At 74.1% G+C, this 19,878-nt stretch carries 21 protein-coding genes; 14 read left to right on the top strand and 7 right to left on the bottom strand.

Going from position 1 to position 19,878, the window contains the following annotated elements:
• Positions 1-12 precede the first annotated feature (12 nt).
• Complete coding sequence (locus ACQP60_RS14715; RefSeq protein WP_429734069.1) at positions 13-756, bottom strand: MerR family transcriptional regulator; 744 nt, start codon at positions 754-756, stop codon at positions 13-15.
• Positions 757-795: 39 nt separating this feature from the next.
• Between ACQP60_RS14715 and ACQP60_RS14710 the strand changes: the two genes are divergently transcribed.
• From ACQP60_RS14710 to ACQP60_RS14670, 9 genes are all read left to right on the top strand, one after another.
• Positions 796-1,263 (top strand): DUF6194 family protein, encoded by a 468-nt coding sequence (locus ACQP60_RS14710; protein WP_429734067.1) that lies wholly within the window; start codon positions 796-798, stop codon positions 1,261-1,263.
• A gap of 114 nt (positions 1,264-1,377) precedes the next feature.
• Entirely contained in the window at positions 1,378-1,773 is a 396-nt protein-coding gene (locus tag ACQP60_RS14705; protein WP_429734065.1) for a GntR family transcriptional regulator, read from the top strand.
• Positions 1,770-2,732, top strand: a complete 963-nt coding sequence (locus tag ACQP60_RS14700; RefSeq protein WP_429734063.1) for an ATP-binding cassette domain-containing protein — start codon at positions 1,770-1,772, stop codon at positions 2,730-2,732. The genes ACQP60_RS14705 and ACQP60_RS14700 overlap by 4 nt, the downstream gene beginning before the upstream one ends.
• A complete protein-coding gene (locus ACQP60_RS14695; RefSeq protein ID WP_429734061.1) occupies positions 2,729-3,505 on the top strand; it encodes a hypothetical protein in 777 nt (258 codons plus the stop codon). The genes ACQP60_RS14700 and ACQP60_RS14695 overlap by 4 nt, the downstream gene beginning before the upstream one ends.
• A 5-nt stretch (positions 3,506-3,510) precedes the next feature.
• Positions 3,511-4,281: a hypothetical protein gene (locus ACQP60_RS14690; RefSeq protein ID WP_429734059.1), complete on the top strand. Its 771-nt coding sequence runs from the start codon at positions 3,511-3,513 to the stop codon at positions 4,279-4,281.
• Between the two features lie 34 nt (positions 4,282-4,315).
• Positions 4,316-5,299: an ABC transporter ATP-binding protein gene (locus ACQP60_RS14685; protein WP_429734057.1), complete on the top strand. Its 984-nt coding sequence runs from the start codon at positions 4,316-4,318 to the stop codon at positions 5,297-5,299.
• On the top strand, positions 5,296-6,102 hold the full coding sequence (locus ACQP60_RS14680; protein WP_429734055.1) for an ABC transporter permease: 807 nt from the start codon (positions 5,296-5,298) through the stop codon (positions 6,100-6,102). The genes ACQP60_RS14685 and ACQP60_RS14680 overlap by 4 nt, the downstream gene beginning before the upstream one ends.
• 40 nt (positions 6,103-6,142) lie before the next feature.
• Positions 6,143-7,111, top strand: coding sequence for a bile acid:sodium symporter family protein (locus ACQP60_RS14675; RefSeq protein ID WP_429734053.1), 969 nt, complete (start codon positions 6,143-6,145; stop codon positions 7,109-7,111).
• Positions 7,108-7,839, top strand: coding sequence for a glutamine amidotransferase (locus tag ACQP60_RS14670; protein WP_429734051.1), 732 nt, complete (start codon positions 7,108-7,110; stop codon positions 7,837-7,839). The genes ACQP60_RS14675 and ACQP60_RS14670 overlap by 4 nt, the downstream gene beginning before the upstream one ends.
• 82 nt (positions 7,840-7,921) lie before the next feature.
• Here the strand turns inward: ACQP60_RS14670 and ACQP60_RS14665 are convergent, their stop codons facing one another.
• The 4 genes from ACQP60_RS14665 to ACQP60_RS14650 all read right to left on the bottom strand — a co-directional run bounded on the left by ACQP60_RS14665 (position 7,922) and on the right by ACQP60_RS14650 (position 12,190).
• The gene (locus ACQP60_RS14665; RefSeq protein WP_429734049.1) at positions 7,922-10,279 is read right to left on the bottom strand and encodes an immune inhibitor A domain-containing protein; all 2,358 of its coding nucleotides are present in this window, start codon (positions 10,277-10,279) and stop codon (positions 7,922-7,924) included.
• A 166-nt stretch (positions 10,280-10,445) separates the two neighbouring features.
• Positions 10,446-10,832, bottom strand: coding sequence for a DUF5655 domain-containing protein (locus ACQP60_RS14660; protein WP_429734047.1), 387 nt, complete (start codon positions 10,830-10,832; stop codon positions 10,446-10,448).
• 20 nt (positions 10,833-10,852) lie between these two features.
• Positions 10,853-11,350, bottom strand: coding sequence for an NUDIX hydrolase (locus ACQP60_RS14655; RefSeq protein ID WP_429734045.1), 498 nt, complete (start codon positions 11,348-11,350; stop codon positions 10,853-10,855).
• Positions 11,351-11,407: 57 nt separating this feature from the next.
• Positions 11,408-12,190 carry an SDR family oxidoreductase gene (locus ACQP60_RS14650; protein WP_429734043.1) on the bottom strand — a complete coding sequence of 261 codons (783 nt, stop codon included), beginning with the start codon at positions 12,188-12,190 and terminating at the stop codon, positions 11,408-11,410.
• A gap of 486 nt (positions 12,191-12,676) precedes the next feature.
• Here ACQP60_RS14650 and ACQP60_RS14645 point away from each other — a divergent pair, with 486 nt between their 5' ends.
• Positions 12,677-13,744 carry a 3-deoxy-7-phosphoheptulonate synthase gene (locus ACQP60_RS14645; RefSeq protein ID WP_429734041.1) on the top strand — a complete coding sequence of 356 codons (1,068 nt, stop codon included), beginning with the start codon at positions 12,677-12,679 and terminating at the stop codon, positions 13,742-13,744.
• A 78-nt stretch (positions 13,745-13,822) separates the two neighbouring features.
• On the opposite strand, the gene ACQP60_RS14640 is transcribed toward ACQP60_RS14645, so the two are convergent.
• Positions 13,823-14,803 (bottom strand): type IV toxin-antitoxin system AbiEi family antitoxin domain-containing protein, encoded by a 981-nt coding sequence (locus ACQP60_RS14640; protein ID WP_429734039.1) that lies wholly within the window; start codon positions 14,801-14,803, stop codon positions 13,823-13,825.
• 263 nt (positions 14,804-15,066) lie between these two features.
• Here ACQP60_RS14640 and sigK point away from each other — a divergent pair, with 263 nt between their 5' ends.
• Positions 15,067-15,639 (top strand): ECF RNA polymerase sigma factor SigK, encoded by a 573-nt coding sequence (sigK, locus tag ACQP60_RS14635; protein WP_429734037.1) that lies wholly within the window; start codon positions 15,067-15,069, stop codon positions 15,637-15,639.
• On the top strand, positions 15,632-16,360 hold the full coding sequence (locus ACQP60_RS14630; protein WP_429734035.1) for an anti-sigma factor: 729 nt from the start codon (positions 15,632-15,634) through the stop codon (positions 16,358-16,360). Before sigK ends, ACQP60_RS14630 begins: the two co-directional genes overlap by 8 nt.
• A gap of 124 nt (positions 16,361-16,484) precedes the next feature.
• Here the strand turns inward: ACQP60_RS14630 and ACQP60_RS14625 are convergent, their stop codons facing one another.
• Positions 16,485-17,171 carry a fasciclin domain-containing protein gene (locus ACQP60_RS14625; RefSeq protein WP_429734033.1) on the bottom strand — a complete coding sequence of 229 codons (687 nt, stop codon included), beginning with the start codon at positions 17,169-17,171 and terminating at the stop codon, positions 16,485-16,487.
• Positions 17,172-17,298: 127 nt separating this feature from the next.
• On the opposite strand from ACQP60_RS14625, the gene ACQP60_RS14620 reads away from it, so the two are divergent.
• Complete coding sequence (locus tag ACQP60_RS14620) at positions 17,299-19,146, top strand: cytochrome c biogenesis protein DipZ (protein WP_429734031.1); 1,848 nt, start codon at positions 17,299-17,301, stop codon at positions 19,144-19,146.
• Between the two features lie 96 nt (positions 19,147-19,242).
• On the top strand, positions 19,243-19,866 hold the full coding sequence (locus ACQP60_RS14615; RefSeq protein WP_429734029.1) for a hypothetical protein: 624 nt from the start codon (positions 19,243-19,245) through the stop codon (positions 19,864-19,866).
• Positions 19,867-19,878: the final 12 nt, after the last annotated feature.

Raw genomic sequence — 19,878 nt, 5'->3', positions numbered from 1 at the left:
CCCTCTGAGCCTTCAGAGGGTGCGCAAGTGCCTGTTCGGCGTTCGGGGCTGCGGACGGCCCGGGTTGTCCACCACGGCGGCGAGGTCGGCCCCGGCCCTGAGGAGGGCGACGGACCGGGCGGCGATCCGCTCCAGCCGCTCCCGCAGCGCGGCCTCGGCGTCGGCGGTGCCGCCGAGCCCACCCAGCGCGGCGACGACGTCCCGCAGCGCGGGGATGCCGTACCCCGCGGCGCGGAGGGCGGCGACCACGCGGGCGGCGGCGACGGCGGGCACGTCGTAGACGCGCGCGCCGAGAGAGCCCACCCGCTCCGGCGTCAGCAGCCCCTCGGCCTCCCAGTGCCGCAGCGTGGAGGCGCGCACCCCGAGCGCGTCGGCGAGCTCGGTGATCGTCAGGCTGCTCCCGGGGGAGGGCGTTGCGGGTTCGCCCCGGATCGACCCCAGCGCGTCGAGCGCCTGGAGGGTTCTCGTGCGTTCCGTGGCGAGCTGTGCGTGCAGGTCGTCGACCGCGGCGGCGGCCTCGGCAAGCGGCGCCCCCTGAAGCCCCGCCATCGTGCGCCGCGCGACGACCGGTCCGACGGCGGTGGCGAGCGCCCGGTAGGCGCGAGCAGCCAGGACGTGGCGCGGGTCGTACGCGCGGTAGCCGTGGGGACCGCGCTCCGCGGGCGGCAGGACGCCGAGCCGTTCGAGGTCGCGCACCTGCTGGACGGAGTAGCCGGCGGCGCGGGCGACGTCGACGGTACGCAGCGGACGATCCATCCTCACCCCACAGAAGCACTTCAAGGTCACGCTTGAAGCATGACGATACCGACGAGCATGGATCAGATCATCGCGGCCGTGCGGCGGCTCGAGGGCGCCCTCGTCCTCGAGCCCCGCGCAGGGGACGGGACGCCCGAGATCGCGTGGGGCGACGCGTTCTTCTACTACGCCCCGGACGGGCAGGTGCCCACGACCGTGCAGCCGTACGGCACGGTCGTCACGAAGAACTACCCCGACGACACCTCCTGCGACCTCGACCGGCCCGGCCGGTGGCGGGTCAACGCGCACGTGGGCCGCGAGCGGGCGCGGGGGCTCGTGGGCGGCGAGGTGGCGTGGGGCGACGTCGAGGCCGACGTCCTGCTCCCGCACCCGGTGTACGGGGAGCTGGGGTGGGTGTGCGTCGTGAACCCGGCCGACCGGACGACGCCGCAGGTCCTGGACCTGCTGCGTGAGGCCCACGACGACGCCCGCCGGCGGTACGAGCGTCGTCGCCGGGCGCGGGGCTGACGCGGGGCCGGGGCGGCGAGGTGCGTGGAAGGGGTTGCGCGGCGCGGCAGGTCTATGGTTCATTAGTCGAGTAATGAACCCCAGAACCACTGAACCTGCCGTGAGGAGGCCCGCGTGTTCGACGGTCCCGAACCCATCTACGTGCAGATCGCCCAGATGATCCGCGCGCAGGTGCTCGCCGGTGAGCTCGCGGAGGAGGAGCAGGTCATGTCGACCACTCAGTTCGCCACGACGTTCCGCATCAACCCCGCCACCGCCGCCAAGGCCTTCACCGGCCTGGTGGACGAGGGCGTCCTGTACAAGCGCCGCGGGCTGGGCATGTTCGTCGCCCCCGGGGCGCGCGAGCGGCTGCTGGAGCAGCACCGCACGGCGTACTTCGACGACGTGCTCGGCCCGGCGCTCGCCCAGGCCGACCTGCTCGGCATCCCGACCGACGACCTCGTCGCGTACGTCCTCGGCACCGGGCGCCGGAAGTCCGGCGGCCCCACGACCACCACGGAGGAGTCATGACCCCCGCACCCTTCGGCGCCCGTCTCGACGACGTCGTCGTCCGGTTCGGAGCCCAGCGCCGGCTGACCATGGACGGCGCGGCCGTCAAGGACGAGGGCGGCACCGCCCTGGACGGCGTCACCCTCGACCTGCGGCCCGGCGTGATCACCGGGATCCTCGGCCGCAACGGCGCCGGCAAGTCCACGCTGCTCTCGCTGCTGGCCGCGTTCAACCGGCCCACCGAGGGCACGGTCCGCGTCGGCACGGGCGAGCTGTTCGAGGACCCGTGGGAGAACCCGTGGGCCACCGCCAACGTGCAGTTCGTCCGCGAGAGCGGCGACCTCATGGACGACGAGAAGGTCGCCACGACGCTGCGGTACTACGCCGACCTGCGCCCCTACTGGGACGACGACCTGGCCGGCCGACTGCTCGACCTGTTCGAGGTCGACCCCCGCAAGAAGCCCACGGCGCTCTCGCGCGGCAAGCGGTCCGCCGTCGGCGCCGTCATCGGGCTCGCGGCGCGCGCGCCGCTGACGATCCTCGACGAGGTCTACCTCGGCATGGACGCCCCCACGCGGTACGCGTTCTACGACGAGATCCTCGCCGACTACGCCGAGCACCCGCGCACGATCCTGCTGTCCAGCCACCTGGTGGAGGAGGTCGAGCGGCTGTTCGAGGACGTCGTCGTGCTGCACCGCGGCAAGGTCCTCCTCGCGGAGCCGGCCGAGGACATGCAGTCCCGCGGGTTCAGCCTCACGGGCCCGGTCGCCGCGGTCGAGGAGCTCGCCCGCGGGCGGCGCGAGCTGCACCGCCAGCGCCTCGGCGCCACGGTGCAGGTCACGATCGAGGGCGCGCCCGACGACGGCGCGTCGGCCGCGGCCCGGGCGGCCGGCGTCGAGCTCGGGTCGCTGCCGCTGCAGGACCTGTTCGTGCGGCTCACGCAGCCGCAGGACGGCGAGCGGACGGGGGAGCGGCGATGAGCGCCGTCGTCGTCACGCGGGCGGACCGCGACGCCTTCGTGGCCCGGGTGCACGCCCGCGCGGTGCGTCGCGTGGCGCGCTCCGTCGGCCAGGCGTCGCTCGTCATCGGGGCCGCGTTCTGGGCCATCTTCCTCGTCACGACCGTCGGCGTGCCGCTGGTCGTGCACCAGGCCGGCGGCGTCATGGGCGGGGGAGTGATGACGGGCGCCGAGTACGCGGCCCCCTGGTTCGCGCTCTCTCTCGGCATGATCGCGCTCGCCTCGCTCGTCGTGCCGCACCTGGCGGCCGGCGGCACCCGCCGGTCGCTCGTGGTGGGCGCGCTGGCGGCGGCCCTGGTGGCCGGCGTGGCCTACGGCGTGGCCTACGCGCTGATGCTGCTCGTGGAGCGCGGCCTGTTCGGGGCGCTCGGCTGGGAGTGGCAGCAGCTCGGCAGCGGGCTCGACGCCGGTGGCGCGTGGCTCGTGGTCACCGGCGTGGGCGAGGCGATCTCCGTCGTCGTGTACATGCTGGTCGGGATGGCCGCCCAGGCCGCCTACCGGACGTTCGGCGTCTGGCGCGGGACGGCGCTGCTGCTGCCGGGCCTGGCGCTGCTGCTCCTCGTGGACCACGCGACCCGGAACGGCGCGTTCGCGGACGCCCTCGGCGGCCTCGGGCTCGGCGGGGACCACGCGCCCGCCGGGCTCGGCCTCCTGCAGGCGGTCGTCGTCCTGGCCCTGGCCGTCGCCTGGATGTGGTGGCAGGTGCGCCTCCTGCGCCTGCGGCCGACGAGGTGAGCGCGATGCCGACGACGACCACGATGCCGGACGGCACGACGACGCCCGCCCGCGCGCACCACGCCGCCGCCACCCGTGCCGCCCGCCGCCGGTACCTCCGCGCGGTCCTCGTCGCCGGGGGCTGGTTCTGGGCCTGCTGGGCCCTGCTGGTGATCAGCCTCCCGCTGGTCGTCGACCGGTACGGCGGCGAGGCGGACGGCCTCACCTACGACGCCGCGGGTGGCCCGGTGCGCTGGGTCGGGTTCGCCGTCGGCGTGATCGTCACGGCGAGCACGCTGACCGTGCACGTCGCGGCGGGCGGCACCCGCCGCTCGCTCGTCGAGGGCGGGCTGCGCGCGGCGGCCGTCGCGGGGCCGGTCCTCGCCGTCCTCGGCGTGCTCCTCACCCTCGCGGAGCGCGCGACGTACGCCCGGCTCGGCCGGCCCTGGCAGGGTCCGGCCGCGTCGCTCGGCGTCGACTCCGCGACGGGGATCGTCGTCCAGGTCGTGGGGGAGTCGCTCGTCGTCGTCGCCTACCTCCTGGTCGGCGTCGCCGTGGCGGCCGGCTACCGGCGGCTCGGCGCCTGGCGGGGCACCCTGCTCGTCGTCCCGCTCCTCGTCCCGTGCGTGCTGGCGGACGTCGCCACCCGCACCGGCCTGTTCGCCCTCCCGCTGCGCGGCGGGTACGACGACGTCGCGCTCGGCGTCGTCGGCACCGTCGGCGGCGCGCTGGTCGCCGCCGCGCTGGCCGCCGTCGTCGCGACCCGCACGCTCCGCCCCGTCCCGTTCCGCCCCTGACGCACCACCCGAGAAGAAGCGAAGGAGACCCGAGATGGCAGAGCCCGTCGTGGAGGTCCGCAACCTCCGCAAGACGTACGGACCGAAGGTGGCCGTGGACGACGTGTCGTTCGCCGTCCAGCCCGGCGAGATCTTCGGCATCCTCGGCCCCAACGGGGCCGGCAAGACGACCACCGTGGAGACGCTCGCCGGGCTCCGGCAGGCCGACGGCGGCACCGTGCGGGTGCGCGGCATCGACACGCAGCGCGACCCCGCGGCCGTCAAGGACCTCCTGGGCGTGCAGCTCCAGGAGGCCACGCTCCACGACAAGATCACGGTCGGGGAGGCGCTGCGGCTGTTCGCGGCCTTCTACAGCGACCCCGCCGACCCGGTCGAGCTCCTCCGGCTGCTCGACCTCACCGAGCACGCCGACAAGCAGTTCGCGAAGCTGTCCGGCGGGCAGAAGCAGCGGCTGTCCATCGCCCTGGCGCTGGTCGGCAACCCGGAGATCGCCATCCTCGACGAGCTCACCACCGGGCTCGACCCGCAGGCGCGGCGCGCCACCTGGGACCTCGTCGAGCGGGTGCGGGCCACCGGCGTGACGATCCTGCTGGTCACCCACTTCATGGAGGAGGCGGAGCGCCTCTGCGACCGGCTCGTCGTCATCGACGCCGGCCGCGTCGTCGCCGAGGGCACGCCCGCCGAGCTCATCGACGGCCTCGAGGGCGGGCGCACCGTCGTCGTGCGGTTCGCCCCGCAGGACGTCGAGCGCGGACGGCGCGAGCTCGCCGTCCTCGCCGACCGCGACCCCGAGGTCGAGGGCGTCGCCGCCGTCGACGGCTCCGACGTCGAGCTCGCCGTCACCGGCACCCGCCGGGTGCTGTTCTCCCTGGTCCCGGCGCTCGCCGCCGCCGACCTCGTGCCCGACGACGTCCGCACCGTCTCCCGGTCGCTCGAGGACGTGTTCCTCGCCGTCACCGGACGCACCTACGACCCCGAGTCGCCGTCCGCCCTCGTCACCGAAGGAGCCCCGTCATGACCACCGCCGTCGCCACCGCCCCCGTGCGGACGACCCGCCGCTGGCGCGGGTTCGGGCCGCTGCTGCGCACCGAGACCATGGTCTGGCTGCGCGACTTCACGTCCGTGTTCTTCGGGGTCCTCTTCCCGTCGGTGCTGATGGTCGGCGTCGGGTTCGCGATCCCGGGCATGCGCGACCCGATCACCGACGTGCCGCCGGGCTCCGCCTGGTACGGGGTCCCGGCGATCGCGACGTTCCTGCCCACCGTGCTCGCGATGGCGGTCGGGACGCTCGCGGTGCTGTCCCTGCCGGTCACGTTCGCGACGTTCCGCGACAAGGGGGTGCTGCGCCGCCTGTCCACCACGCCGCTGCGTCCGCAGGGGATGGTCGTCGCCCATCTCCTCATCAACGTCGGCACGAGCCTGGTCGGGGCCGCGCTCGCCATCGTGGTGGCCGAGGTGGCGTTCGGCATCGTGGCCCCCGAGCAGCTCGGTGTCGTCGTCCTCGCGTTCGCGCTCGGGCTGCTGTCGATGTTCTCGCTGGGCATGCTCATCGCCGCGGTCGTCACCAAGCCGGCGACCGCGAACGCGGTCGGGTCGCTGGTCTACTTCCCCCTGCTGTTCCTCGCGGGGCTGTGGACGCCCGGCCCGATCATGCCGGACTTCGTCCGCGAGATCGGCGTGTACACCCCCATGGGTGCCGCCGCGCAGGCGATGGACACCGGCTGGTTCGGGGAGGGGTTCCCGCTGCTCCAGTGCGTCGTCATGGTGGCGTGGACCGCGGTGCTGCTGCCGCTCGCGGCGCGCCTGTTCCGCTGGACGTGACCTGCGCGGCGGCCGAGCGCGGGGAGTAAGGTCCCACCCCATGCGCAGAGTGGCTGAGCTCGCCGGGAAGTGGTTCGCCGTCCTCGTGGTGCTGGGCGGGGTGGCGGGGCTGCTGGCCCCGACCGCCCTCGCCCCCATCGCGGACCAGACGCCCCTGTTCCTCGGGATCATCATGTTCGGGATGGGGCTCACGCTGCGGGGCTCCGACTTCGGGCTCGTCGTGCGGCGGCCCTGGGCGGTGCTGCTCGGCGTGGTCGCGCAGTTCACGATCATGCCGATGCTGGCCTGGGCGATCGGGCACCTGTTCGGGCTCGAGGGCGAGGCGATGATCGGCATGATCCTCGTCGGCGCCGCCCCCGGCGGGACGGCCTCCAACGTCATCGTGTACCTGGCCAAGGGCGACACGGCCCTGTCGGTCACGCTGACCTCGGTGTCCACGCTGCTGGCGCCGCTGCTCACCCCGGCCCTGGTGCTGTGGCTCGCCGGGTCGCAGCTCGACGTCACCTACGGTGCGCTGGTCACGTCCATCGTGCAGATCGTGCTCTTCCCCGTGCTGGCGGGCCTGCTGGTGCGGGCGTTCGCCGGCGGGATCGTGGAGCGCTACCTGCTGCCGTACCTGCCGCTGGTCTCCGTGCTCGGCATCGTGATCGTCGTCGCGGGGATCGTCGCCGCCAACGCCGACGCCGTGCTGAGCACCGGCATCCTCGTGGCGCTCGCCGTCGTCCTGCACAACGGCCTCGGCCTGCTGCTCGGGTACGGCGCGGCGAGCCTGGCCCGGCTCGACGAGGCCGCCCGCCGCGCGGTGAGCGTCGAGGTGGGGATGCAGAACTCCGGCCTCGCGGCCAGCCTCGCCACCACGTACTTCACGCCCGCGGCCGCCCTGCCCGCCGCGCTGTTCTCGGTCTGGCACAACGTGTCCGGCTCCATCCTGGCGTCGTTCTGGGCGCGGCGTCCCGTCGTCGCGGACGACCGGCGTGCGGCCGAGGGGGCGTCTAGCCTGCACCCGTGAGGCCGTTCCTCTTCCTGGGCACCCGCGCGGAGGACGCCGCGGCCGACGGCGAGTACGAGGCGGTGCTGCGCTACTCCGGGCTCACGCCGGAGTCCCTACGACGGGTGCGCCTCGAGCGGGAGCCGCTGCCACCCGTCGACCTGGACGCGCTGTCCGGCGTGATCGTCGGGGGCGGGCCGTTCAACTCCTCCGATCCGGAGGACGAGAAGTCCGCCGTCCAGCACCGCGTGGAGCGCGAGATGGCCGCCCTGCTCGACGTGCTGGTCCAGCGGGACTTCCCGTTCCTCGGCGCCTGCTACGGCGTCGGGACGCTCGGCACGCACCAGGGCGGCGTCGTCGACCGCACCTATGCCGAGCCCGTCGGCCCCGCCGAGATCGAGCTGACCCCCGAGGGCCTGGCCGACCCGCTGCTCGCGGGGATGCCCGCCCGGTTCACCGCGTACCTGGGGCACAAGGAGGCGGTGCGCGAGCTGCCGCCGTCCGCCACCCTGCTCGCCCGCTCCGCCGACGCCCCCGTGCAGATGTTCCGCGTCCGCCGGAACCTGTACGCCACGCAGTTCCACCCCGAGCTGGACCTGGCCGGCATCGAGCAGCGGGTCGAGGTGTACCGGGAGTACGGCTACTTCCCGCCGGAGGAGGGCGACCGCATCGTCGCGCGCTCCCGCGAGCACCGCGTCACCGAGCCGATGAAGATCCTGCCGAACTTCGTGTCCCGCTACGCCCGCTGACCCCCACGAGTCGTCAGAGCCACGTCGGGCTGTCAGAGCCAGGTGGGGGTAGAGACCCACCTGGCTCTGACAACTCGCAGGGTCAGCCGCGCGTGCGGGGCGTGGTGACGTCCACGGTCATCACGCCGTTCTTGGCGTTGACGGCCTTCACCTTGATCTTCGTGCCCGTGCCGCCGACGACGACGGACCCGCCGGGGTTCGTCTCGTCGTAGTAGGCGTTCGGGTCGGTGTCGTCGAAGACGCTGTCGGCCTTGTTCGCCCAAGTGCGCAGCGTCGTCATGCCCGCCTCGGTCTCCCGGTGCAGGGTGAACGCGTCGGACCTGCCGAGGCCGAACGTCGCGTCGAACGACTGGATGCGGTTGCGGGCGACCGTGCCGTCCGACCACCGCAGCGCCTGCGCGTTCGCGTCGACCGGCAGGGCCTGCCCGCCGCCCGGGTGCTTCGACGTGTTGTTGTCGCCGTAGAAGCTGTTCGCGTACCAGACCAGCAGGCCGTCCTGGTACGGGAAGTGCTCCACGGTGTTCGGCTTCGACGCGGTCCAGCCGAAGTTGTACGGCCCGGTCTTCAGGGTCGTGTCGTAGCCGGCGTACTGCCGGTTCTCCGCCACGTAGTAGTGCGAGTACTCGACCTCGTACGTGCCGTCCGCCCCGATGAGCTGGAAGCCGTCGTTCGTCCAGCCCTCGAACCCGCCGGAGAAGTCCTCGCTCAGCGCGTCGCCCACGGCCACGTCGTCGACGAGGAGGCCCGTCTCGTTGACCCCGCCGTCGCTCGCGTACCGGAACCGCACCTGCGCCGCCTGGCCGGCGTACGACGAGAGGTCGGCCGTGAGGTCGACCCAGCCGTCGGAGGTCCCCGTGATCCCGCCCTTGGCGTCCGTGGCGGAGAGGTTCGTCTCCAGCGCCGTCCACGAGGAGCCGCCGTCGGTCGAGATCTCGGCGTACGCGTAGTCGTAGTCCTTCTCGATGTCGTACCAGGCCTTCGCGGTGAGCGAGGCGCCGTCCGGCACCGAGAACGACGGCGAGGTCAGCGTCGAGCTGAGGTTGTTCCCCGTGCCGGAGTAGGCGAACTCGCCGTCCTGCGGGTCGACGCCGAGGTCGACGTCCTTGACGCCGTCCGGCAGGTTCACCACGACCGCCTGCGGCTTCGTCGTGGCGTGGTACGACGGTCCGAGCTTGACCGTCGCCCGCTCGCCCGGCTCGACGGTGGCGTAGTCGAGCCAGCCGAGGAACAGCTTCTCGGTGGCGCCCATGTGGTTCGGCGTGGTGCCGATGGTGCCGTCGCCGTGACCTAGCCACGAGCCGGAGCTCATGAGGTTCCAGAAGGCGGTGCCGTTCTCGCCGCCCGCGGTGTCGTAGTAGTCGGGCAGGCCGAGGTCGTGACCGAACTCGTGCGCGAAGACGCCGAGGCCGCCGTTCTCCGGCTCCGTGGTGTAGTCGCGGATCCAGAGGTCCGAGTCGCCGATCTTGATGCCGCCGGCCTTCGGGAAGCCCTCCGGCCCGTCGGTGCCCGTGCCGGCCTGGTTCACCGCCCAGCGGTGCGACCAGATGGCCGACTCCGGGGCGCCTGCCTCCTCGCCCTCGCCCGCGTGGATCGCCTGGAAGTGGTCGATGTAGCCGTCGGGCTCGTCGAAGATGCCGTCGCCGTCCAGGTCGTAGCGGTCCCAGACGTCGAACGACTGCAGGTACTCCGTGATCTCCTCGGCGGTCTTGCCCTGCGCGAGCTGGTCGGCGTACCAGGCGTCGGCGGCGTCCTGGATGAACCGCGTCATGTCCTTCTGGGACTCGCCCAGGTCCTCGCCCGTCTCCGGGTCCTTCTGGTTGGAGCCGTAGCTCGCGCCGTTGTACGGCACGGTCACCCAGTCGGACACGTCGCCCTGCAGGTCGAAGCGGCCCGACGACATCTCGTCGTAGACGCCGGCGAACGACTCGCCGCCCTGGTCCTCCAGCCCGGTGAAGAACATCTCCCGGTAGTGCTCCTGGGAGAAGTCGGGCTCCCAGTAGGTGGAGTTGTCGCTGCGCGTCGGCTCGGGGATCTCGTTGCGCACCGGCCCGGCGGCGGCGTCGGGGTAACGGCCCTCGGGGTCGGGCTGGTCGCCGAACTGGACCAGGAACGTCAGCAGCTGCGCCGTCTGCTCGGTCTCGTACTCGACCCACTGGTTCTTGCCGACCTTGATGGCCTGCGACGAGGCGTCGCCCGCGCTGCGGGTCGTGACCTGCGCGTCGCCGGTGGCGAGCCGGTCGACGGCCTCCTGCTTGAGCGCGGTGCGCTTCTCCGCCAGCGGGTCCGGGCGCAGGTCCTCCTTGACGTGCGCGGCGGGGTCGGACGGCGGGGCGTCGGACGCGGGCGCCGAGGACGCCGACGCCGCGATGCCGGGAGCGAGGACGGCGGCGGTCAGCAGGGCTCCCGCTGCGCCGAACGCGCTCGTGGTACGTGCTCTCACGGTTTTCCTCCAGGGGTGTCGGAGCGACCCGGCCGTGGGGGGCCGGGCACCGTCGTGCCGGGCGCATCGGTGTGCCCGGGCAAACTGTGGCGGGGCACACATAACCACTTCCAGGTTTCGCCCGCGAGACGAACAGCGCACGTGTCGCGGACCGGGAGGAACGTCGTCAGCCCGCGGCGTCGTAGGCCTCGCGCACCCAGGCGGCGACCTCGTCGTCCAGCTCGTCGACGTCCCGGACCTCGACGTGGTGGGTCCATGCGCCCGACGTCGGGTGCGCCACCTGCTTCACCCGCGACGACGTGTCCTCGCGGGCGAGGACGAACGAGACGACGGCGGGCACGTCGACGTGGTCGCGCAGCCCCACCCACGGCGGCCAGACGAACGCGAAGCCGCGCCGGCGGCGGAACGCGACCTGCGTCTTCGTGGTGCGGGTCGTGACGTCGTCGCCCGTGACCTGGGCGACGAGGTCCGCGAACGCCCGGCAGATCGCCAGGCCCGTGGCGGAGTGCGCGAACAGCTCCTCGGGGGTGGACGGCGTGGCGGGGGTCGGCACGGTGCGGTCCTCTCGAAGGGTCAGCGCACGAAGTAGGGGGCTCCGGAGCCGGCGGCCAGCCAGCCCAGGGCGTGACCGACGCGTTCCGCGGACGACGGCGCGAGGTCCGCGGGGACGTCGTCGGGCGCGAACCACGCGACGTCGGTGGACTCGTCGTCAGCGACGTGCGCCCGCTCCGCAGCGGCGGGGCTCGCCGCCCGGCACAGGAAGCACAGGTCGAGGTACTGCGAGCGGTCGCCGTTCGGGTAGTCGACCGGCGGGGTGACGGTGACGGCCACGAGCGCGTCCACCACGACGTCGACGCCCGTCTCCTCGAGCACCTCGCGCGCGAGCCCCACGGCCGGGTCCTCGCCCGGCTCGAGGATGCCGGACACCACGGCCCACAGGCCGTTGTCGGAGCGGCGGCCGAGCAGCAGCCGGCCGTCGTCGTCGAGCACGACGGCGGACACCCCCGGCAGCCACAGCAGGTCGTGGCCGACGTGGGCGCGCAGCGCGGCGACGAAGTCGGGGACGGGCATGCCGTCGACCCTACGGCCGTCCCGCGTCGACCGCCGGGTCTCCGCCGCGCCCGGTCCTCACGCGACGAGCGACTGCCCGCCGTCGACGAACACCTCCGTGCCGGTCACGTGGCTGGCCGCGTCGGACACGAGGTAGGCGATGGTCGCCGCGACCTGTGCGGCGATGCCGGGCTCCTCGCCCGTGAGGGGGATCTGACCCTCGGGGAACTCCGCGGGCACACCGAGGCCGTCGGTGTGCCGCTGCTCGGTGTTGTCGTCGATCTCGGTGTCGATCGCCCCGGGGCACACCGAGTTGACGCGCACCCCGCGCGGACCGAGCTCGACGGCGGCCATGCGGGCGAACGCGACCTGGCCCGCCTTGCTGGTCGCGTAGGCGGACGCGCCGGAGTTGCTGAACGTGCGGGTGCCGTTGATCGAGGACACGACGACGACCGCGCCGCCCTGCCGCACCAGCAGGGGCACCGCGAACCGCACGGTGTGGAACGTGCCGGTGAGGTTCGTCGCGATGGTGTCCGCCCACTCCTGCGGCGCCAGCTCCTCCAGCGGTGCCCAGACCCCGTTCACACCGGCGTTGGCGACGACGACGTCGAGGCGCCCGAGCTCCGCCTCGACCCGGTCGAGCACGTCCCGCACCGCGTCGGCGTCCGCCACGTCGGCGGCCACGGGAAGGACGGTGCCGCCGTCTCGCCGGATCTCCGCGGCGACGTCGTCGGCGCTCTCCTGCCGGTGCCCGAGCGCGACCACCGTGGCGCCCTCCCGGGCGAGGCGGACCGCCGTCGCGCGCCCGATGCCCGACCCCGCCCCCGTGACCAGCGCCACCCTGCCGTCCAGACTCCGCATCGTCCCCCCAGTGCTCGATCTCGTGCTCGACCGTCCCGACGCTAGGAGGGGGTCCGGATGCTCGCGCGGCGGTCGGGGCGCGAGGGTCGCGTGGCCGGGGACCGGATCGTGGACGCGAGTGGACGGAGGCGGGGGGTCCGACGTACCGTCGTCGCCGTGGACATCCGTTGGTATTGGCGCTTTACGCCGGCTCCGGTAGGGGCTCGGCGGGCCGACGCCTGACCGACACCACTTCACCGGAGCCAGCACAGGGCCTGGGACGCATCGTGCGTCCGGGCCCTTCGTCGTCAGACGGGCCGCTCCGGTCGGGCATGGACCCACGGTTCGCGACGTGACGACGACGCCGAGCCCCACCCCGACCGCCCCGCCGCCGACACTCCAGGAGTCCCCACGATGAGCACCACCAGCGCCACGACCGCCACCACCGCCCACCCTGCGCCGTCCGAGCTCGCGCCGTCCGAACCCGGCCGGCCGCATACTGACCTGATGGCAGAGACCTCCGACCTGCGGGTCCGCGCGCTCGACCCGCTGCCCGCGCCGGGCGCCCTGCGGGCGGAGCTGCCGCTCGGCACCCCGCGCAGCGACCTCGTCACGACGTCCCGCCGCGAGGTGCGCGACGTCCTGCGTGGTGAGGACGACCGCCTGCTCGTCATCGTCGGCCCGTGCTCCGTGCACGACCCGGCCGCCGCGCTCGACTACGCCCGGCGGCTGGCGCCGGTGGCGCGCGAGCTGTCGGACGAGCTGGTCGTCGTGATGCGGGTGTACTTCGAGAAGCCGCGCACCACGGTGGGCTGGAAGGGCCTCATCAACGACCCGCACCTGGACGGCTCCCACGACGTGCACCACGGCCTCCGCCTGGCGCGCGAGGTGCTGCTGGGCGTGCTCGACGCGGGCGTGCCCGCCGCGTGCGAGTTCCTGGAGCCCACCAGCCCGCAGTACATCGCCGACGCCGTGACCTGGGGCGCGATCGGCGCGCGGAACGCGGAGTCGCAGGTGCACCGGCAGCTCGCGTCGGGCCTGTCGATGCCGGTCGGCTTCAAGAACGCGACGGACGGCGACGTGCAGATCGCCGTCGACGGCTGCATCACGGCGGCGAGCGAGCACACCTTCTTCGGGGCGGACGCGCAGGGGCGCGCGGCCGCGGTCGAGACGACGGGCAACCCGGACTGCCACGTCATCCTGCGCGGCGGCCGCGGGGGCCCGAACTACTCCGAGAAGGACGTCGCGGACGCGCTGGCGGTGGCGCGCACGTCCGGCCTCGGCGGGGCCGTGGAGGCGGGCGTCGTGGTGGACGCGTCGCACGGCAACTCGAACAAGGACCACGTGCGGCAGGCCGAGGTGGTGCGCGAGCTCGCCGGCCGGATCGCCGACGGCGAGCGCGACGTCACCGGCCTGATGATGGAGAGCTTCCTCGTGGCGGGCGCGCAGAAGCCCGGGCCGCTCGACGGGCTCGTCTACGGCCAGTCCGTCACCGACAAGTGCCTCGACTGGGACACCACCGCCGAGCTCCTCGGGGTCCTCGCCGACGCCGTGCGGCAGCGGCGCGAGGCCTGACCCGACCGACGTCCGTCCCTGCCCGCCGCCTTCCGCCTGGGGGAGGGCAGGCTCCGGGGACGGACGTCGGACGGCGTGTCAGCGGTCGAGCCGCAGCACGATCCCCGGGCGGACGGGACGCCGGTACCAGCCAGCGGCGAGCAGCTCGCGGCGCACGGCCGGACCCACCTCGCCGCGCCAGGCGTCCCGGCCCGAGAAGCGCCGGACCACGGTCTGCGGAGTCACGATGCGGTTCTGTCGTCGGCGGTCGGCGAAGACCGCCTCGGGGGTCGAGTGCACGTCCCGACCGTCGATCTCGACGAGGAGCGCCCGGCCGTCGGGCAGCAGCCAGGCCAGGTCGACGCGGGCGAACGGCCGCCCCTCCCCGTCGGCGACCGGCAGCTGGAGGACGTCCGGCGGACACCCGGAGTCGACGCACGACAGACGCGCCCAGGTCTCGGCCGGTGACTCCGCGTCCCCGTCGGCCGACGACCACCAGCCGTGGGTGCGTGCGATCCCGGGGTGGCGTGCGGCAGAGGCGTGCGCCGCCGTCAGCTCCGACGGGGTGAGGAGCCGCTGGTGCAGGGCCGAGTCCATGAGGGCCACCGCGTGCCTTCGGTCCAGCGCAGGCACCGCCTGGACCAGGGCGTCCGAGACCGTGGCCGCCGGCAACCCGCCGGGGGCGGTGCGTGCCCGGACCACGATCCGACGAAGGCGTACCGGTGGGCGCGGTCGGCGGGCTGCCCCGGTGGGCAGGGTGGCCTCCGGCTCGACGACCTGCGGAGCTCCCTGCACGCCGTGCAGGACCAGCGCGCACAGGCCTGTCGCGACCGCACCCGGGTGGGCGAGCACCCCGAGGACCGCCGCACGTCGTCGGGCCTGCTCGACGGGACGGTCTCCGTGCGCCGGCACGAGGTCGTAGACCGTCCGCGCCGCCACCTGCCAGTCGCGCCGGACGTGCGTCGCGACCTGGTCGCGGGTCACGCCGTGCTCCAGGCACTGCCCGACGGACGCCAGCCCCGCCTGCCGTCCGGCGATGTCCAGCAGCGGTCCGGGCACGGGCGGCAGACGTCGAGGCACGCGTCCGAGTGCACCAGGACGGAGCCACCTCCGGCTCCCGTTCTCCACAGGCAGCCCGACCTCTGTCCCTGGAGCGGGTCTTCCCGTCGGCCGAGAGCAGCATGCAGGGACAGACGTTGTCGGGGAGTGACCCGAGGCACACCACCGACGCCCATCCGGGAGGCCGACCGCGCCGAACCACGAGTGTCCCGGAGGGCCCGGGACGGACGCACGAGGAGCCGATGGCGCTCGATCCGACCTGCTCGGTGCGGCAGACTGACCGGGTGCCGCCACCTCTGACCGACCGCGGGGCCGTCGACGCCGCGCTGTCCGCGTGCGCGGGTGGCGACCCCGCGACGTTCGGTCCGGTCTACGACGCGCTCGCCCCCGTCGCGCACGGGACGGCGCTCGGCGTGCTCCGTGACCCGGACCACGCCGCCGAGGTGACCCAGGAGGTGATGGTGGAGGTGTGGCAGACCGCAGCCCGGTTCGACCCGGCACGCGCCTCCGCGCGCACCTGGGTCGCGACCCTCGCCCGCCGGCGGGCCGTCGACCGCGTCCGGGCGGAGCAGGCACGCCGTGACCGTGACCAGCGTGACCTCGACGCGTCCGTCGCCGGCGCTCCCCACGACGTCGTGGCCGAGGACGTCGAGCGGCGGCTCGAGGGCGCGGCCGTGCGTCGCTGCCTCGACTCGCTGACGGCGACGCAGCGGGAGGCGGTCGTCGAGGCGTACTACGGGGGTCGCACGTACCGGGAGGTGGCCGAGCGCCTCGGCGCCGCGCTGCCCACGGTCAAGAGCCGGATCCGCGACGGCCTCGGCCGCCTGCGCGACTGCCTGGGGGTGGCCCGTGGCTGACGACGACGCGACGCGCGACGCCTGGGACCTGCTCCCCGCGTACGCCCTGGACGCGGTCGACGACCTGGAGCGCCGGGCGGTCGAGCGCCTGCTCCAGACGGACCCGGGCGCGCGACGGGCCCTCGACGAGTACCGGGACGTCGTGGCGGCGTTCGCGGTGGAGGCCGAGCCGCCCGCGCACCTGCGTGACGTGGTGCTCGCCCAGGTCTCCGGCGCCCCGCAGCTCGAACGGCCGGCCAAGGCCGCAGGGCCGGAGAGGTCGCCGGTCACCCCGCCGCGCCGCCGCTGGGGCCTGGTCGCCGCCGCGGCGGCCGCGGTGGTCGCGGTCGCCGTGCCGACCACGATCGCCGTACGGGAGCACCGGGAGACGGTCCAGCTGGAGGCGCAGGCCGACCGGGTCGCCCAGATGCTCGCCGACCCGGACGCCCGCCTCGTCACCGCGCCCGTCGAGGGCGGTGGCGAGGCCACCGCCCTGGTCTCCGGCGGCGACGTCCTGGTCTCCGCCGAGGGCATGCCCGCCCCCGACGAGGGGCACGCCTGGCAGCTGTGGATCGTCGCGGACGGCGCGCCAGTGTCGGCCGGCCTGATGCCCCCGGCGACCGGCGGCGTGTCGCGGGCGCTCGTCGAGGGCGGGGCCGGGCACGTCGTCGCGGTGACGCTGGAGCCGGCGGGCGGCTCGGACCGGCCGACCACCGACCCCGTGCTGGCGATCGAGTCCTGACCCGCGGGCCCCGGCTCGCGCGAGATCTCCGCACGTCCGTCCGCACGTGGAAGGGCCGCCGCACGCCCTGCGTGCGGCGGCCCTGCGAGCCTCGTGACGGACGACCGGGGTCGCCGGCGCGGCATCACATCGGCGGCATCAGCACCGAGTCGACGAGGTAGACGGTGGCGTTCTGGGTCATCACGCCGCCGCAGATCACGTTCGCGTCGTTGACCTTCAGCTCGTCGCCGGAGCCGGTGACCTCGAGGGTGTCCCCCTGGACGGTCTCGTGCTCGCCGGCGATGTCCTCCGGGAGGACCTGACCGGGCACCACGTGGTAGGTCAGGACGGTCGTCAGCAGGTCGGCGTCGGTCGACAGGGTGTCGAGGGTCTTCTCGTCCACCTCAGCGAACGCGTCGTCGACCGGCGCGAACACGGTGAACTCGCCGCCGTTGAGGGTGTCGACCAGGTCGACGTCGGGGTTGAGCTCGCCGCTGACGGCCTTCGTCAGCGTGGTGAGCATCGGGTTGTTGGACGCGGCCACGGCGACCGGGTCGGTCGACATGCCCGTGATGGAGCCGGCGCCGTCGGGCACCTGCTCGGCGTAGGCGTCGCAGCCGGGGCCGACGAGGTTCGCGGCCGGGTCGGCGGACATGTCCTCGCTCATCTCGTCCGACGGCTCGTCGGAGGCCGTCGGCGCCTCCTCGGTCATCGTCTCCTCGGAGCCGGACCCGGCATCGGAGCCGGAGTCGGACGAACAGGCGGCGAGCCCCAGCAGGGCCAGGGTGGCGAAGCCGGCGGCGGCGGTGCGGGTGCGAGTGCGGACATTCATCGTTCTCTCTCCTTGCGTCGTCGCCCCTCCGGTCCGGGGCGTTCGACGGGGGTTCGGAGCGGGCGCGGCGCCGGATGGGTGTGGTCTGCGATCCCATCCGCCGGCCCCACGGTTCCGAACGAGGGGCATGGAGACCCTGGTCCTGATCGGTCTGCTCGGTGGCCTCGTCACCGGCATCTCGCCGTGCATCCTGCCGATGCTCCCGGTGATCTTCTTCGCCGGCGGGGTGCAGGGCGCGCGCGAACCTGCGCTGCGGTTCGACGTGCCCACCGCGCTGCGCACCGGCGCGGGCGGGCGGGTCGAGACGGGCGTCGCGCCGGCGGGCGGGGGAGCCTCCGTCGCCCTGACCGACCCGCCCGTTCGGCGTCGCGCGCGGTCGTGGCGCCCCTACCTCGTGATCGCCGGCCTGGTGCTGAGCTTCAGCGCGATGACGCTGCTGGGCTCGCTGGTCCTGGGCGCGCTCGGGTTGCCGCAGGACCTGCTGCGCTGGGTCGGCATCGTGCTGCTCGCGGCGCTCGGGGTCGGGATGATCGTGCCCCGGTTCGAGGAGATGCTGGAGCGCCCCTTCGTGCGGCTCGCGTCGCGGGGGTCGCGCCGCGCGGCGGGCCAGGACCGGGGCGCGTTCCTGCTCGGCCTCGGGCTGGGGGTGCTCTACGTGCCGTGCGCCGGCCCCGTGCTGGCCGCGATCACGGTGGCGGGCGCCACCGGTGACATCGGCGCGGGAACCGTGGTGCTCACCGTGTCGTTCGCCGCCGGCGCGGCGGTGCCGCTGCTGGTCTTCGCGCTCGCCGGACGGCGCGTCGCGGAACGGGTCTCGGCGTTCCGCCGGCACCAGCGCGGCATCCGGGTCACGGGCGGCGTCGTCGTCCTCCTCCTCGCGGGGGCGCTCGCGCTGAACCTGCCCCAGCAGCTCCAGCGCGCGCTGCCGGACTACACCGGCGCGCTGCAGCAGCAGGTGGACGAGAACGCCTCCGTGCAGGACGCGCTCGACCTGGGCGGCATCGTCACCGACGCGAACCGGGAGCTGTCGAACTGCTCCAACGGGTCGGCCGAGCTGGCCGACTGCGGCACCGCTCCGCCGCTCACCGGCATCACGCGGTGGCTCAACACGCCCGGCGGCCAGGCGCTGGACCTGGCCGACCTGCGCGGCAAGGTCGTGCTCATCGACTTCTGGACCTACTCCTGCATCAACTGCCAGCGCGCCGTCCCGCACGTGAGCGCCTGGTACGACGCGTACGAGGACGCCGGCCTCGAGGTGATCGGGGTGCACACGCCGGAGTTCGCCTTCGAGCGCGAGACGCGCAACGTCGTCGCCGGGGCCCGCGACCTGGGCGTCGAGTACCCGATCGCGCAGGACAACTCCTACTCCACATGGACGACGTACCGGAACCGGTACTGGCCGGCCGAGTACCTGATCGACGCCCAGGGCACCGTCCGCTACATCAAGCACGGGGAGGGCGGTTACGACGTCACCGAGCAGCACGTCCGCGACCTGCTGCGCGCCGCCGACCCGGACGTCGACCTGCCGCCCGCCACCGACGTCGCGGACACGACGCCCGGCGAGGAGACGACGCCGGAGACCTACCTCGCGCTCAACAAGGTGTTCAACTACTCCGGCTCGCCCGAGTACGGCTCCGGCCGGGAGGCGTTCGCCCACCCGGACGACCAGCCGCGGGACACCTTCTCCCTCGGCGGCACGTGGGACGTCGACTTCCAGGGCGCGACGGCGGCCTCCGACGACGCGACCGTGCGGCTCGCGTACCGCTCGACCGACGTGTTCACCGTCCTCGGCGGCGAGGGGACGGTCACCGCCCGCGTGCTCGCCGACGACGGCAGCGTGCGCGCCGAGCGCGAGATCGACGTGTCCGGCAACCCGACCCTGTACGACGTCCTGCGCGGCGACGGGCCGACCGCGGGGGTCGTGGAGCTCGACGTCCCCGCGCGCGTCTCCGTCTACACCTTCACGTTCGGCTGACGGCCGGTGCGCGAGCGTCTCCGGCCGCCAGGAATCACCCGCGGACTCCTGACCGGTCGAGGCGCTCGCGGCCTGACCAGGGGCTAGGCTCCCGGCGTGCGCGACGACGGGGGTCCTCGGTACTGGCGGGTCCGGCGCTCGATCGTGCTGGTCGTCGGCGCCCTGGTGCTGCTGGCCGCCGCACTCGCCGGGTGGTGGGGGCTGTCGGCGAGCGCGACGGTGCAGTCGGGGTCCTTCCAGTCGGGGACGACGGGCCACCCGGACGAGTGCGCGTTCCCCGACGACGACCTGTGGGCCCTCTACGCCCGGGACGAGGAGGTCGTCGCCATGCTCACGGTCCGGAGCGACTCCCGGTGGCCGGTCGAGGTGACGAGCCTGAGCCCCGACGTGTTCCGGTTCGAGCGTCGGGTCGCCGGGCCCGGCGACGGCTACGTGTTCCACGACCCGGCGGACGGGCCACCGGCCGAGGCGGAGACCGCGGACCGGGTCGTCATCCCGGCCGACAGCGAGGCCGCGCTGTGGATCGTCTCCCCGCTCGACGACGGCGCCCCCGTCGGGACGGACGTCCGCGTCGGGGTGGGCCAGGCGCCGGTGCGGGTCCGCTCGCTCGGGATCGCGCGGGAGACGACGATCGACTTCGACCAGACGCTCTGGGTCAGCGGGCTCGACAGCGGATCCGCCGAGTTCCGGCGTCAGCTCGAGGGGCTCTGCGCGGGCTGACGGCGCCGGACG

It is taken from the genome of Isoptericola variabilis (assembly GCF_050311655.1).
In the GTDB taxonomy this organism is placed as follows: Bacteria; Actinomycetota; Actinomycetes; order Actinomycetales; family Cellulomonadaceae; genus Isoptericola; species Isoptericola variabilis.
The sequence above is the reverse complement of the archived record's forward strand: the minus strand, read 5'-3'. Positions and strand labels throughout refer to the sequence as shown.

What these genes read in the sequence shown, in the direction of transcription:
- ACQP60_RS14620 (WP_429734031.1), top strand. Translation starts at nt 17,299, where the DNA reads ATGGAGACCCTGGTCCTGATCGGTCTGCTCGGTGGCCTCGTCACCGGC.
- ACQP60_RS14650 (WP_429734043.1), bottom strand. Translation starts at nt 12,190, where the DNA reads ATGCGGAGTCTGGACGGCAGGGTGGCGCTGGTCACGGGGGCGGGGTCG.
- ACQP60_RS14715 (WP_429734069.1), bottom strand. Translation starts at nt 756, where the DNA reads ATGGATCGTCCGCTGCGTACCGTCGACGTCGCCCGCGCCGCCGGCTAC.
- ACQP60_RS14645 (WP_429734041.1), top strand. Translation starts at nt 12,677, where the DNA reads ATGGCAGAGACCTCCGACCTGCGGGTCCGCGCGCTCGACCCGCTGCCC.
- ACQP60_RS14625 (WP_429734033.1), bottom strand. Translation starts at nt 17,171, where the DNA reads ATGAATGTCCGCACTCGCACCCGCACCGCCGCCGCCGGCTTCGCCACC.
- ACQP60_RS14685 (WP_429734057.1), top strand. Translation starts at nt 4,316, where the DNA reads ATGGCAGAGCCCGTCGTGGAGGTCCGCAACCTCCGCAAGACGTACGGA.
- ACQP60_RS14675 (WP_429734053.1), top strand. Translation starts at nt 6,143, where the DNA reads ATGCGCAGAGTGGCTGAGCTCGCCGGGAAGTGGTTCGCCGTCCTCGTG.
- ACQP60_RS14700 (WP_429734063.1), top strand. Translation starts at nt 1,770, where the DNA reads ATGACCCCCGCACCCTTCGGCGCCCGTCTCGACGACGTCGTCGTCCGG.
- ACQP60_RS14690 (WP_429734059.1), top strand. Translation starts at nt 3,511, where the DNA reads ATGCCGACGACGACCACGATGCCGGACGGCACGACGACGCCCGCCCGC.
- ACQP60_RS14710 (WP_429734067.1), top strand. Translation starts at nt 796, where the DNA reads ATGACGATACCGACGAGCATGGATCAGATCATCGCGGCCGTGCGGCGG.
- ACQP60_RS14680 (WP_429734055.1), top strand. Translation starts at nt 5,296, where the DNA reads ATGACCACCGCCGTCGCCACCGCCCCCGTGCGGACGACCCGCCGCTGG.
- ACQP60_RS14655 (WP_429734045.1), bottom strand. Translation starts at nt 11,350, where the DNA reads ATGCCCGTCCCCGACTTCGTCGCCGCGCTGCGCGCCCACGTCGGCCAC.
- ACQP60_RS14695 (WP_429734061.1), top strand. Translation starts at nt 2,729, where the DNA reads ATGAGCGCCGTCGTCGTCACGCGGGCGGACCGCGACGCCTTCGTGGCC.